Origin of the sequence: Pseudomonas sp. B1(2018), assembly GCF_003097365.1 — a bacterium.
Lineage (GTDB): Bacteria > Pseudomonadota > Gammaproteobacteria > Pseudomonadales > Pseudomonadaceae > Aquipseudomonas > Aquipseudomonas laurylsulfatiphila.
Window position 1 is genome coordinate 217,826 of sequence record NZ_PYUK01000004.1, and the last position, 14,049, is coordinate 231,874.

Genomic DNA, 14,049 nt, shown 5'->3' on the forward strand with positions numbered 1-14,049 from the left:
GACCGCCACCCGAGTGGCATTGCGCAGCGACTCACAATGACAAGAAGCCGGCAGCGCAAGGAAACCGTATTCATGAAAATCAAAGCGATCCGTACCCGCGTTTTCGAGTGGAAAGGCAAGGTCGTGCCACCTCAGGCGCACTTCTGCACCAACGCCAGCGACATCCTGTTCGAGCGCGGCGACGCCATGGGCTCGTTCCGTTTCCACGGCTGGCTGGTGGTGGAAGTCGAGACCGACACCGGCCTCGTCGGCATCGGTAACTGTGCCCTGGCGCCGCGCGTGGCCAAGGAAATCATCGACACCTACCTGGCGCCGATCGCCATTGGCGAAGACCCGTTCGACAACGAATACATCTGGCAGAAAATGTACCGCCAGAGCCACGCCTGGGGGCGCAAGGGCATCGGCATGGCGGCGATCTCGGCCATCGACATCGCGATCTGGGACATCATGGGCAAAGCGGTGAACAAGCCGGTGTTCAAGCTGCTGGGCGGGCGCACCAAGGAAAAGATCTGGACCTACGCGTCCAAGCTCTACGCCAACGACAACCTCGACCTGTTCCTCGAAGAGGCCCAAGGCTATCTGAACCAGGGTTTCACCGCGCTGAAGATGCGTTTCGGCTATGGCCCGAAAGACGGTCCGGCGGGCATGCGCCGCAACATCGAACAAGTGCGCGCCCTGCGTGAGCTGGCCGGCCCCGACGTCGACATCATGCTCGAATGCTACATGGGCTGGACCCTCGAGTATGCCCGGCGCATGTTGCCGAAACTCGCCGAGTTCGAGCCGCGCTGGCTCGAAGAACCGGTGATCGCCGACGACATCGAAGGCTACATCGAGCTGAAGAAGATGGGGATCATGCCGATCTCCGGCGGCGAGCATGAGTTCACCTCCTACGGCTTCAAGGACCTGCTGGAACGTCGTGCCGTCGACGTGATCCAGTACGACACCAACCGCGTCGGCGGCATCACCGCCGCGCGCAAGATCAACGCCATGGCCGAGGCCTGGTCGGTACCGGTCATCCCGCATGCCGGACAAATGCACAACTACCACCTGACCATGTCCACCACGGCTTCGCCGATGGCCGAGTTCTTCCCGGTGTTCGACGTCGAAGTCGGCAACGAACTCTTCTACTACGTGTTCAAGGGCGAGCCGCAACCGGTCAACGGCTATATCCAGCTGGATGACAACAAGCCGGGCCTGGGCCTGGAAATCTCCGATGAGTACCTGAGCGATTTCAACATCATCGAGTGACCGTCCGGCGCCGCTTTCTCGCGGCGCCCACCACGACTTTTCGGAGGACCGACATGCGTCTGATTCAGTTTGAAAACAGCGACGGGCAACGCCAGGTTGGCGTGGTTGAGGGCGCTCGGGTCCAGGTGCTGCGCGATACCCGCAGTACCCGTGAACTGGCCCTGGCCGCCATCCGTGCCCAGTGCAGCCTGCAAGAAGAAGTCGCCCGGCGCGGCAGCGACCCCGGTCCGGATTACGCGCAGCTGTTGCAGCAGCGCAAGGTCCTGCCACCGCTGGACCACGAAGACCCGGCCCATTGCCTGATCAGCGGCACGGGCCTGACCCATCTGGGCAGCGCCGCGACTCGGGACAAAATGCACCAGCACGACGGTGAAGTCGAAGCCGGCATGACCGACACCATGCGCATGTTCAAGTGGGGGTTGGAGGGCGGTAAACCGGCGGCGGAGCAGGTCGGTGCGCAACCGGAGTGGTTCTACAAGGGCGACGGCAGCATCGTCGTGCGTCCCGGTGCGGATTTCCCGGTGCCGCCGTTTGCCGAGGACGCCGGTGAGGAGCCGGAACTGACCGGCCTGTATGTGATCGGCGACGACGGCCGGCCGTACCGTGTCGGTTACGCGCTGGGTAACGAGTTCTCCGACCACGTCATGGAGCGGCGCAACTACCTGTATCTCGCCCATTCGAAGCTGCGTTGCTGCTCCTATGGTCCGGAGTTGCGCGTCGGTGAGTTGCCCAGGCATCTGGTCGGCACCAGCCGCATCACGCGCAACGGCCAGACGATCTGGGAAAAAGAGTTTCTCAGCGGCGAGGACAACATGTGCCACAGCCTGGCCAATCTCGAATTTCATCACTTCAAGTACGCGCAGTTTTTGCGTCCCGGCGATGTTCACGTGCACTACTTCGGTACCGCCACGCTGTCGTTTGCCGACGGTGTGAAGACCCAGCCGGGGGACAGCTTCCAGATCAGCCTCGATGAGTTCGGTGCGCCTTTGGTCAACGGCATCGGCGAGAGCGCCCAGCCGCTGGCTATCGGTCAGGTACGCACACTCTGACCCCCGTAGGTCTGCAATCGATCAAGGAATCCACATGAGCCTGTTTCCTGGACACAACTACATCGGTGGTCGCCGCAGCGCCAACGGCACGTTGCAGTTGCAAAGCCTCGACGCCACCACTGGCGAGCCCTTGCCCGGAACTTTCTTCCAGGCCAGCGAAGCCGAAGTGGATGCCGCTGCCAAAGCCGCGGCTGCGGCATACCCGACCTACCGCAACCTGAGTGCGGAAAAACGCGCGCGGTTTCTCGACGCCATCGCCGATGAAATCGACGGTTTGGGCGATGAGTTCGTCGCCACCGTGTGTCGCGAGACAGCATTGCCGGTCGGGCGTATCCAAGGTGAGCGTGGCCGCACCAGCGGCCAGTTGCGCCTGTTCGCCAAGGTGCTGCGTCGCGGCGACTTCTATGGTGCGCGCATCGACCGAGCCCTGCCGGACCGACAACCGCTGCCGCGTCCGGATCTGCGTCAATACCGCATCGCCCTGGGGCCGGTGGCGGTGTTCGGTGCGAGCAACTTCCCGCTTGCCTTTTCCACCGCCGGTGGCGATACCGCCTCGGCACTGGCCGCCGGTTGCCCGGTGGTGTTCAAGGCCCACAGCGGGCACATGGCGACCGCACAATGGGTGGCTGACGCGATCATTCGGGCCGCGGAAAAAACCGAGATGCCGGCCGGTGTGTTCAACATGATCTACGGCGGTGGTGTCGGCGAATGGCTGGTCAAACATCCGGCGATTCAGGCGGTGGGCTTCACCGGTTCACTCAAGGGCGGCAATGCCCTGAGCCACATGGCTGCAAACCGGCCGCAGCCGATCCCGGTGTTCGCCGAGATGTCGAGCATCAATCCGGTGTTCCTGCTGCCGCAAGCCCTCGAGGTGCGCGGTGAGCAGATCGCGGCGCAATTGGCAGGTTCGGTAACCCTGGGCTGTGGCCAGTTCTGCACCAATCCCGGGCTGGTCATTGGTGTGCGCTCGCCGCAGTTCAGTGCTTTTCTTGAGGCTTTCTGCGCCCACATGAACCAACAGCCGGCGCAAACCATGCTCAATGCCGGCGCGTTGGCCAGCTACAACCGGGGCCTTGGCGAACTGCACGAACATCCGGGCCTGAGCCATCTGGCGGGCCGGCCGCAACAGGGCAATCAGGCGCAGCCGCAGGTGTTCAAGGCCGATGCCGGCCTGTTGCTCAAGGGCGATGAATTGCTGCAGGAGGAAGTGTTCGGGCCCACCACCATCGTCATCGAGGTCGAGGATCGGGCGCAGTTGGCGGCAGCATTGCAGGGCTTGCGCGGGCAATTGACCGCGACCTTGATTGGCGAAGCCGACGAACTGCTGGAGTACCGCTGGCTGGCGGAACTGTTGCAAGAGAAGGTCGGGCGGATCCTGCTCAACGGCTATCCGACCGGGGTCGAAGTTTGCGAGTCCATGGTGCATGGCGGGCCGTATCCGGCGACATCCGACTCGCGGGGGACCTCGGTCGGCACCCTGGCGATCGATCGCTTCCTGCGGCCGGTATGCTTCCAGAATTATCCGGACGCGCTGCTGCCCGAGGCGTTGCAGAACGGCAATCCGCTGGGGATTCGTCGGTTGGTGGATGGGGAGGTGAGTATTTCCGCTTTGTGATTGTTGGTGTCTGGTCTATCGCCTTCGCGAGCAAGCCCGCTCCCACAAGGACCGCGCAAACCCTGTGGGAGCGGGCTTGCCCGCGAAAGCGTCATCCGCCACGCAACAACTCTACCGCTCAGCCACCAAACCCGGCTTCACCGCAGCCGGCTTCAACACCAGCCACAACGCCAACGCAATCAACACCCCGCCATAGATATGCGCCATCGACAGCGGCTCATCGAGAAACAGCGCTCCCCACAACACGCCAAACAGCGGGATCAGGAAGGTCGTGGTCATCGATTTCACCGGGCCGATCGAACTCAGCAGCCGGAAGTAAATAATGTAGGCAAACGCCGTGCAGCCCAGCCCCAACCCCAGCAACGACAGCCACACGCTCCAGCCGCCCCAGCTCGCCGGTGGCTGGCTGATCACGCTGTAGCCGAACAGCGGCAGCAGGAACAAGGTCGCGCCGAGCATGCTGCCCAGTGCCGACAAACGACTATCGAGACCGCCGGCCTGATCGAGCCAGCGGCGGGCGAGGAATCCGGCAAATCCGTAGCACGTGGTGGCGAGCAGGCAGGCGACGGCCCCCATCAGCAGTGACATGTCGAACGCCACCGGACCGGCACGGGTCAGTACGCCCACGCCGAACAACCCCAGGAATACGCCACCGAGCTTGGCGCCAGTGAGCCTTTCATGGAAAAACAGGCCGCCGATCAGCACGCCCATCAAGGGAGTCGTGGCATTGAAAATCGACGAATAACCGGCAGGCAGCACCTGCGCGGCAACGGAGTACAGGGTCGCCGGGATGCCGGAGTTGATCACCCCGAGCAGCATCACGGTCTTGAGTTTGCCCTTGAAGTCCCAGCTGATGCGCATCAGGCCAAGAATCACCAGCAACCCGACGGCGGCAATCGATACGCGAAAAAACGCCGTGGGCAGGGAGCCGATCACCGGGGCGATGATGCGCATGAACAGAAAACTCGCACCCCAAATGGCCGCCAGGGACAGTAAACGGAAAATATCGACGGGGTTCACAGCGCGTTCCTTCCATGATGAAGGGGCGAAAGTGTTGCTGAGTGCGTGATCGATGGCAACCGAAAACCGGGCATTGAACTCTTCAGGGCGTCGATGACGCGGCGCCTGGAAAATTGCGCTTCTCCTGAACCCGGTTCACTGGCTAAGCTCAAGCCTCCCGAATTCCCGCAGAGGTCTCACCATGCCGCAGCAATGGCCAGCCGCCGACATCGCCCGTTTGATCCTCGATGGCTTTGACGATTACCGCGAGCATTTCCGGCAGATCACCGACGGTGCCCGGGCCCGCTTCGAACAGGCCCGGTGGCAAGAGACGCAATCGGCGTCGGCAGCGCGGATCAATCTGTACGAAGATAAAGTCAGTGAAACGGTGGAGCGACTGCGCACCGCATTTGACGCCGAGACACTGGATGTCAGCTGCTGGCCACTGGTGAAAAGTGCCTACATCAGCCTGATCGACCTGCGCTTCGACGATGAATTGTCCGAGACCTGGTACAACTCGATCTTCTGCGGGCTGTTCAGCCATGACCTGATCAGCGACGGCTGCATGTTCATCCACACCACCCGGCCGAGCCTGCGTCGTGCCCGGGCTGCGCAAACCCGTACCTACAAGCCGCAAGGCCAACTGTCGGCGATGCTTGCCAGCATCTTCGCCGACTACCGCTTCAGCGAGGATTACGCCGACCTGTCCGGTGACCTGAAGCGCCTCGAAGCGCAACTGCGCGAGAACCTGCCGGACTGGGTGTGCAAGGACCCGGAGTTGAGCGTCGAGCTGTTTTCCTCAGTGCTGTACCGTAATAAAGGTGCGTACCTGGTGGGGCGCATCTACACCGCCGACGAGCAATGGCCGCTGGCAATTCCCTTGCTGCACCTGGAAGGTCGCGGCATCCAGATCGATGCGCTGATCACCGACGAAGCGGACGTGTCGATCATTTTCTCCTTCACCCGCTCGTACTTCATGGTGGATGTGCCGGTGCCGGCGGAGTTCATCGGCTTCCTGCGGCGCATCCTGCCGGGCAAGCACATCGCCGAGCTGTACACCTCGATCGGCTTCTACAAGCACGGCAAGTCGGAGTTCTACCGGGCGCTGATCAATCACCTGGCCAACACCGACGACCAGTTCATCATGGCCCCTGGCGTGCGCGGCATGGTCATGAGCGTGTTCACCCTGCCGGGGTTCAACACCGTGTTCAAAATCATCAAGGACCGTTTCTCGCCATCGAAAAATGTCGACCGCGCCACGGTGATCGAAAAGTACCGTCTGGTGAAAAGCGTCGACCGGGTCGGGCGCATGGCCGATACCCAGGAGTTCGCCGACTTCCGTTTCCCGCTGAGCAAGTTCGACCCGGCGTGCCTGGAGGAATTGCTGGACGTCGCACCCTCCACGGTGTCGGTGGAAGGCGACACGGTGCTGATCCGTCACTGCTGGACCGAACGGCGCATGACCCCGCTGAACCTGTACCTGGAAAACGCTAACGAAGCGCAGGTGCGCGAAGCCCTGGAAGATTACGGCCTGGCGATCAAGCAACTGGCGGCGGCCAACATCTTTCCCGGTGACATGCTGCTGAAGAACTTTGGCGTCACCCGTCACGGCCGGGTGGTGTTCTACGACTACGACGAAATCTGCTTTCTCACCGAGGCCAACTTCCGCCACATTCCCCAACCGCGCACACCGGAAGACGAGATGGCGTCCGAACCCTGGTACTCGATCGGGCCGCTGGATGTATTCCCGGAAGAGTTTCCGCCGTTCCTGTTTGCCGATTCGGGGCAGCGCAAGTTGTTCGATCAGTTGCATGGCGAGCTGTACAACGCCGATTACTGGAAGAGCCTGCAGGAGGCGATTCGCGCCGGCAAAGTGATCGACGTGTTTCCGTATCGCCGCAAAGGCCTCGATAACGAATAATTCAACCTGATCGTTCCCATGCTCTGCGTGGGAACGATCACATCAAACGCCTGTAGGAGCTGCCGAAGGCTGCGATCTTTTGATCTTGATTTTTTCGACATCTTTGAAAAGCAAGATCAAAAGATCGCAGCCTGCGGCAGCTCCTACAGGAGAACCAGCCAATCCATGGCAAATCTGCGACAATCGCCACCCTGCGCCACTAGACGACTGAATTGCGTACCCGATGACCGACGAATCGCCCTCCATCGACAAACTGCTGAAAAACCTCGATCACGCCATGCTCGCCGACCGCCACCGGCTTCGGCGGCAGTTGCTTGAGCTGCGCAAGAAACCCGACGAGGCCAAGCTGGGCCAGTGGGTGGCGCGCATGCAGGCGTCCTGTGAGCAGGTGCTGGCCCGCCGCGCCAGCCTGCCGGTGATTCGTTACGACGACAGTTTGCCGATTGCCGCCAAGCGCGACGAAATCAAGAAGGCGCTGGAAAAGCACCAGGTGCTGATCATCGCCGGTGAGACCGGCTCGGGTAAAACCACCCAGTTACCGAAGATCTGCCTGGAAATCGGGCGCGGCCAGCATGGCTTGATCGGCCACACCCAGCCACGGCGGATCGCGGCGCGCAGCGTGGCCAGCCGGGTCGCCGAAGAGTTGGGCACACCGTTGGGTGCACTGGTCGGCTATCAGGTGCGCTTCGAGGACCAGAGCGATTCCAATACCCTGATCAAGCTGATGACCGACGGCATCCTGCTGGCGGAAACCCAGAACGACCGCTATCTGGAACGCTACGACACGATCATCGTCGACGAAGCCCACGAACGCAGCCTCAACATCGATTTCCTGCTCGGCTACCTGAAAACCCTGCTGCCGCGCCGCCCGGACCTGAAGGTCATCATCACCTCGGCGACCATCGACCTGGAGCGTTTCTCCAAACACTTCGACGATGCGCCGATTGTCGAGGTGTCCGGCCGTACGTTCCCGGTGGACACCTGGTATCGCCCGCTGACCCTGGAGCAGGACGAAGAGGGTAACCGCGTCGAGGACGACCTGACGGTGGATCAGGCGATTCTCGCCACCCTCGACGAAATCGCCGCTTATGAGCGCAGTGAACGCCGCAGTCCCGGTGACGTGCTGGTATTCCTGCCGGGTGAACGTGAGATTCGCGACGCCGCCGACATGCTGCGCAAGGCCCAGCTCAAGCACACCGAAATCCTGCCGCTGTACGCGCGCCTGTCGCCGGCCGAGCAGCAGCGGATTTTCCAGTCGCACCCGGGGCGTCGCGTGGTGCTGGCGACCAACGTCGCGGAAACCTCGCTGACCGTGCCGGGCATCCGCTACGTGATCGACAGCGGCACCGCGCGCATCAGCCGCTACAGCTACCGGGCCAAGGTCCAGCGCCTGCCGATCGAAGCCGTTTCCCAGGCCAGCGCCAACCAGCGCAAGGGCCGGTGCGGACGGGTCGAGCCGGGCATCTGCGTGCGCCTGTACAGTGAAGAGGATTTCCTCGGTCGCCCGGAATTTACCGATCCGGAAATCCTGCGGACCAACCTCGCGGCGGTCATTTTGCAGATGTTGCACCTGCGCCTTGGCGAGGTCAGCGCGTTCCCGTTCATCGAGCCGCCGGATGGCAAGGCCATCAGCGACGGTTACAACCTGCTGCAGGAACTCTCGGCGGTGGACCGCAACAGCCAGTTGACCCCGCTCGGTCGCCAATTGGCGCGGCTGCCGGTGGACCCGCGCATGGGGCGTATGTTGCTGGAAGCGGCGAAGCTCGGCAGCTTGCAGGAAGTGCTGATCGTCGCCAGCGCCATGTCGATCCAGGACCCGCGCGAACGTCCGCCGGAGCGTCAGCAAGCGGCGGACCAGGCCCACGCCCAGTGGAAAGACGCCGACTCGGACTTCGCCGGTCTGGTCAACCTGTGGCGCGGATTCGAAGAGCAACGCCAGGCGCTGACCGCCAACCCGCTGCGCAACTGGTGCCGCAAGAATTTCCTGAATTACCTGCGCCTGCGCGAATGGCGCGACTCCCATCGCCAGTTGAGCCTGATCTGCCGCGACATGCAGTTGAGCCTCAATAAGGAGCCGGCGGACTATCCGAAACTGCACAAAGCGGTGCTGGTGGGGTTGCTCAGCCAGATCGGCCAGAAAACCGAAGAGGGCGATTACCTCGGCGCGCGTCAGCGGCGGTTCTGGATTCACCCGTCGTCTGGCATCGGCAAGAAGCGTCCGCAGTGGCTGATGACCGCCGAACTGGTGGAAACCACCAAGCTCTACGCGCGCATGGTGGCGAAGATCGACGCCGACTGGATCGAACCGCTCGCCGGGCACCTGATCAAGAAAAACCACTTCGAACCCCATTGGGAGAAGAAGCGCGGCCAGGTGGTTGCGTTCGAGCAGATCACCCTGTTCGGGTTGATCGTGGTCGGCCGGCGGCCGGTGCATTACGGCCCGGTGGACCCGGTGGTGTCTCGTGAACTGTTCATCCGCGAAGCGCTGGTGCGCGGCGAGATCCAGTCCAAAGCCAAGTGCCTGACGGCCAACAAACAGTTGCTGGAGCAACTCGACGAACTGGAAGCCAAGGCCCGCCGTCGCGACATCCTGGCGGATGAAGAAACCCTGTACGCCTTCTACGACGCGCGCCTGCCGGCGGAGATTCATCAGACCGCGACCTTCGACAGCTGGTACCGGATCAACAGTCAGAAAGATCCGCAGCTGCTCATCATGCGCGAAGAAGACGTGCTGGCCCGTGAAGCCAGCGAGGTCACCGCGCAGCATTACCCGGATACGCTGCACATCGGCGATCTGGAGTTGGCCCTCAGCTACCACTTCGAACCGAACCATCCACGGGACGGCGTGACCCTGCGCGTGCCGGCACCGCTGTTGCCGATGCTGCCGCCGGAGCGCCTGGACTGGCTGGTGCCGGGTGTCATCGAAGCCAAGTGCATTGCCCTGGTGCGCAACCTGCCCAAGGCCTTGCGCAAGAATTTCGTGCCGGTGCCGGACTTCGTCAAGGCCGCCTTGCAGCGCATGACCTTTGCCGAGGGCTCGCTGCCCCAGGCCTTGGGTCGCGAGTTGCTGCGCATGACCGGAGCGCGGGTCAGCGATGAAGCCTGGGCCGAGGCGGCACAGCAGGTCGAAAGCCATCTGCGGATGAACCTGGAGATCGTCGACGGCCAGGGCAAGTTCCTCGGTGAAGGGCGTGATCTGGCCGAGTTGACGGCGCGTTTCGCCGAGGCGAGCCAGGCCGCATTGGCGGTGCCGCAAACCGCGAAGAGCCAGCTGCCGGTGGAGCCGAAAGTCTTCGCCGCGGTGGCCGAGAAAACCCAGCAGAAGATCGCCGGACTGTCGATGACGGTCTATCCGGCGCTGGTGGAAGAAGCCGGCACGGTCAAGGAAGGGCGTTTCTCGACACCGGCCGAGGCCGAGTTCCAGCATCGCCGTGCCCTGCAACGCTTGCTGATGCAGCAACTGGCCGAGTCGGCAAAATTCCTGCGCGGCAAGTTGCCGGGCCTGACCGAGCTGGGCCTGCTGTACCGCGACATGGGGCGTGTCGATGCGCTGGTGGAAGACATTCTGCTGGCCAGCCTCGACAGTTGCATTCTCGAAGGCGAAGACCCGCTGCCACGCGATGGCGCCGGATTGGCGTCCTTGGCCGAACGCAAGCGTGGCGCCTGGACCGAGCACGCCGAGCGTGTGGCGAAGCTGACCCTGGAAATCCTCAAGCTCTGGCATGGTCTGCAAAAACGCTTCAAGGGCAAGATCGATCTTGCGCAAGCCGTGGCCCTGAACGACATCAAGCAGCAACTCAGCCACCTGGTCTATCCGGGGTTTGTCCGGGAAACACCGATGCAGTGGCTCAAGGAGTTGCCGCGTTACCTCAAGGCCATCGAACAGCGTTTCGAAAAAATCGGGGCCCAGGTCCAGCGCGACCGGGTCTGGAGTGGCGAATTGAGCGGCCTGTGGACGCAATACCAGACCCGCGCCAGTAAACACGCCCAGGAAGGCAAGCGTGACCCGCAGCTGGAGTTGTATCGCTGGTGGCTGGAGGAGTACCGGGTTTCGCTGTTTGCTCAACAGTTGGGAACCAAGGTGCCGATCTCCGACAAGCGCCTGAGCAAGCAGTGGTCGCAAGTCGAGCCGTAGACCCGAGGCCAGTGCAATACTTGTGGGAGCGAGCTTGCTCGCGATGGGGGCATCACATTCAACATCTATGTTGCCTGTCAGGCCGCAATCGCGAGCAAGCTCGCTCCCACAGTTTTGCATGGCCCGCAGGTAGGGTTCATCCAGCAAAAAGGCGCCAAAACCCACGCTTTATGGCAAACTTCGCGCCTATAAATGCCGGCCCCGCGGTTTTGAGCCCTCACGGTCGCGGGCAGGTCGGAATAAAGCGATGCCAAGTTTGCGTCCCCCGACGGGAATAGACCCTTTGTGTGTTGGTACGACGGTGCCAATGCTTTCTGCCTGAACAGATTAGAGACACGACCATGCATAACGTCGTCATCAGTGGCACCGGCCTGTACACCCCGGCCAACAGCATTTCCAATGAAGAGCTGGTCCAGTCTTTCAATACTTACGTCGCGCAATTCAACGCCGACAACGCCGATGCCATCGCACGCGGTGAAGTTCAGGCATTGACCGAGTCCAGCGCCGCATTCATCGAAAAAGCCTCCGGCATCAAGAGCCGCTTTGTCATGGACAAGGACGGCATTCTCGACCCGCAACGCATGGCCCCGCGCCTGCCGGAACGTTCCAACGACGAGTGGTCGGTACTCTGCCAGATGGCCATCGGCGCGGCCGAACAAGCCCTGCAGCGTGCCGGCAAGACCGCAGCGGACATCGACGGCGTGATCGTCGCCTGCTCCAACCTGCAACGTGCCTACCCGGCCATTGCCATCGAAGTCCAGGAAGCGCTGGGCATCCAGGGTTTCGGTTTCGACATGAACGTGGCGTGCTCCTCGGCGACCTTCGGTATCCAGACCGCCGCCAACAGCGTGCAACTGGGCCAGGCCCGCGCGGTCCTGATGGTCAGCCCGGAAGTCTGCACCGGCCACCTGAACTTCCGCGACCGCGACAGCCACTTCATCTTCGGCGATGCCGCCACCGCGGTGATCATCGAGCGTGCCGACCTGGCGACGTCCAAGTATCAGTTCGATATCGTCAGCACCAAGCTGCTGACCAAGTTCTCCAACAACATCCGCAACAACTTCGGCTTCCTCAACCGCGCGGCGGAAGAGGGCATCGGCGCCAAGGACAAACTGTTCGTGCAGGAAGGCCGCAAGGTGTTCAAGGAAGTCTGCCCGATGGTGGCCGAGCTGATCGCTGAGCATCTGCAAGAGAACCAGCTCAACATCAGCGACGTGAAGCGCTTCTGGCTGCACCAGGCCAACCTCAGCATGAACCACCTGATCGTCAAGAAACTGCTGGGCCGCGATGCGACCGAGCAAGAAGCCCCGGTGATTCTCGACACCTACGCCAACACCAGTTCCGCCGGTTCCGTGATTGCGTTCCACAAGAACCAGGACGATCTGGCCGCCGGTTCGCTGGCCGTGCTCAGCTCGTTCGGCGCCGGTTATTCGATTGGTAGCGTGTTGCTGCGCAAGCGCTGATTCTGCGGCTTGAAAAGATCGCAGCCTGCGGCAGCTCCTACAGGACCGGATTCACCGTGAACCCAACCCTGTAGGAGCTGCCGAAGGCTGCGATCTTTTTTTGCGGGAGAGAAAACAGCCTGGCGTTGATGCATCGGAGGATGATGGGGACCGATACATCAACGCCAGGCTGTAAAAGGGGCCCGGGCTTCCTTGCCCGAGTCGTGTAGCGGGTGAATCAGAACTTGGCTTCGGCATCCAGTTGCAGGGTGTTGATGTCCGAATCCTTCTTGTTGATGTTGGCGTTGGTCTGGTCCGAGGTCGCCATGTAGTAGGTCGCGCCCAGGGCAAAGTTCTTGTCCAGGTCGTAGCTCACTTTCAGCTTGCTGCCGCGCGAACCGGTGAAGCCGTTGGCGAAGTCGGAGTCGGTGAAGGCACCCACCACGGCGTTACGCTGTACGTCGCGGTAGTTGTAGTCCACGTTGAAGCCGTAGAGCTTGGACTTCACACCGGCCAGCCAGCCAGTGTCCTGGTCGTTGCTGGCATCGGTGTTGTTGACGTACTGACCGTAGATCGACAGCGGAACCGGCAGGTTGCTGAAGTCCAGCTGACCAAAGCCTTCGTACAGTTTGAACCGTTCGCCCGGGCTGTTGCCGTTGACGGCCAGTGCGCATGGCGCAGTAACGGTACCCGAGGTAGGGCAGGCGCTGCTGTCGTCGTTGTCGTAGGCGTAGAGACTGCCGCCCAAGGTCATTTTCATGCTGTCGGTGATGCCGAAGCGCGCACCCAACTGGCCGGCGTACAGACGCAGGTCGTGCTTGAATTGCACGCCTTCGCCGTCGACGTTGTCCTTGAGGGTGTAGTGACCGGCGCTACCGAACAGTTCGGTGCTGCCGCTCAGCGGGTACTTGTAGGTGACAGCCAGGCCTTCCGGGTTGATATCGCTATCCCAGATGATGTCGCCCATGCTCACCCATTGTTGCGGCATCTTGCCGCCAACCAGGTGCAGGTTCTTGATCGCGTCCGGGTGGTAGTCGATGTAACCCTGGTCCAGCCAGATCTGCTTCTTGTCGAAGTAGTTGTTCAGGTCCTGGTTGGTCGAGCGAGCGTCGTCGTTGCTGCCGGTGGCGATACGGATACCGGTGTCGACCTGCGGGTTGATTTCGCTGTAGGCACCCAGGCGGGCACGAATGCGCTGACGATCCTGGTCCTTGTTGTTTGGCACGCCATCGTTGTGGACGTTTTCCTGACGGAAGCGCACGTCGCCCTTGAACTGGGTCTTTGCCGCCCATGCAAGCTTCTGGTCGAAGGCGCTCAGTGTGTCGGTTTTCTTCGCGGTGGCCGCGATTTGCTCGTTGGTCTCTTGCTGAGCCTGACGGGCAATCTGCTGTTCTTTCTGATCCCTGGCCAGCTCGGCTTGCAGTTCGCTGTACTGCGCGTTGGTGATCGAGCCGTTAGCCTTGAGCATGTCGAGCAGTTTGGCGTCGACTGCGGCACTGGCCGGAACACTCATGGCCAGCAACAGGCCACCGCACAAGGCCGCCGCAGTTTTTGTGGAAGCAAGACGCATATCAATCTCCGAAGATGAGAGGGGATGACAGAGCCATCCGGGGCACAACCGACCGTAAGGGGCGGAAAAC

The 14,049-nt window shown here is 61.9% G+C and carries 8 protein-coding genes; 6 read left to right on the forward strand and 2 right to left on the reverse strand.

Features of this window, described 5'->3' with window-relative positions; all coding sequences use genetic code 11:
• Positions 1 to 72: 72 nt before the first annotated feature.
• Genes C9422_RS08150 through C9422_RS08160 form a run of 3 tightly spaced genes read left to right on the forward strand, consistent with a single transcriptional unit; the run spans position 73 to position 3,912 of the window.
• Complete coding sequence (locus tag C9422_RS08150; protein WP_007972458.1) at positions 73 to 1,248, forward strand: L-rhamnonate dehydratase; 1,176 nt, start codon at positions 73 to 75, stop codon at positions 1,246 to 1,248.
• 53 nt (positions 1,249 to 1,301) lie between these two features.
• Complete coding sequence (gene araD1, locus C9422_RS08155; RefSeq protein WP_116580284.1) at positions 1,302 to 2,297, forward strand: AraD1 family protein; 996 nt, start codon at positions 1,302 to 1,304, stop codon at positions 2,295 to 2,297.
• 34 nt (positions 2,298 to 2,331) lie between these two features.
• Positions 2,332 to 3,912, forward strand: coding sequence for an aldehyde dehydrogenase (NADP(+)) (locus tag C9422_RS08160; protein WP_116580285.1), 1,581 nt, complete (start codon positions 2,332 to 2,334; stop codon positions 3,910 to 3,912).
• A gap of 111 nt (positions 3,913 to 4,023) precedes the next feature.
• Here C9422_RS08160 and C9422_RS08165 read toward each other — a convergent pair whose 3' ends face one another.
• A complete protein-coding gene (locus C9422_RS08165; RefSeq protein WP_095963776.1) occupies positions 4,024 to 4,932 on the reverse strand; it encodes a DMT family transporter in 909 nt (302 codons plus the stop codon).
• 181 nt (positions 4,933 to 5,113) lie between these two features.
• On the opposite strand from C9422_RS08165, the gene aceK reads away from it, so the two are divergent.
• The 3 genes from aceK (at position 5,114) to C9422_RS08180 (ending at position 12,430) form a co-directional block, all read left to right on the forward strand.
• Positions 5,114 to 6,832 (forward strand): bifunctional isocitrate dehydrogenase kinase/phosphatase, encoded by a 1,719-nt coding sequence (gene aceK / locus C9422_RS08170; RefSeq protein ID WP_116580286.1) that lies wholly within the window; start codon positions 5,114 to 5,116, stop codon positions 6,830 to 6,832.
• A gap of 223 nt (positions 6,833 to 7,055) precedes the next feature.
• On the forward strand, positions 7,056 to 10,967 hold the full coding sequence (gene hrpA / locus C9422_RS08175) for an ATP-dependent RNA helicase HrpA (RefSeq protein WP_116580287.1): 3,912 nt from the start codon (positions 7,056 to 7,058) through the stop codon (positions 10,965 to 10,967).
• Between the two features lie 341 nt (positions 10,968 to 11,308).
• Positions 11,309 to 12,430 carry a beta-ketoacyl-ACP synthase III gene (locus C9422_RS08180; protein ID WP_116580288.1) on the forward strand — a complete coding sequence of 374 codons (1,122 nt, stop codon included), beginning with the start codon at positions 11,309 to 11,311 and terminating at the stop codon, positions 12,428 to 12,430.
• A gap of 217 nt (positions 12,431 to 12,647) precedes the next feature.
• On the opposite strand, the gene C9422_RS08185 is transcribed toward C9422_RS08180, so the two are convergent.
• Positions 12,648 to 13,979 carry a putative porin gene (locus C9422_RS08185; protein WP_007972467.1) on the reverse strand — a complete coding sequence of 444 codons (1,332 nt, stop codon included), beginning with the start codon at positions 13,977 to 13,979 and terminating at the stop codon, positions 12,648 to 12,650.
• Positions 13,980 to 14,049: the final 70 nt, after the last annotated feature.

Bases quoted from the DNA above. Each gene is read 5' to 3' on its own strand.
- C9422_RS08180 (WP_116580288.1), top strand. From the start codon at position 11,309: ATGCATAACGTCGTCATCAGTGGCACCGGCCTGTACACCCCGGCCAAC.
- hrpA (WP_116580287.1), top strand. From the start codon at position 7,056: ATGACCGACGAATCGCCCTCCATCGACAAACTGCTGAAAAACCTCGAT.
- C9422_RS08160 (WP_116580285.1), top strand. From the start codon at position 2,332: ATGAGCCTGTTTCCTGGACACAACTACATCGGTGGTCGCCGCAGCGCC.
- araD1 (WP_116580284.1), top strand. From the start codon at position 1,302: ATGCGTCTGATTCAGTTTGAAAACAGCGACGGGCAACGCCAGGTTGGC.
- C9422_RS08185 (WP_007972467.1), bottom strand. From the start codon at position 13,979: ATGCGTCTTGCTTCCACAAAAACTGCGGCGGCCTTGTGCGGTGGCCTG.
- C9422_RS08150 (WP_007972458.1), top strand. From the start codon at position 73: ATGAAAATCAAAGCGATCCGTACCCGCGTTTTCGAGTGGAAAGGCAAG.
- aceK (WP_116580286.1), top strand. From the start codon at position 5,114: ATGCCGCAGCAATGGCCAGCCGCCGACATCGCCCGTTTGATCCTCGAT.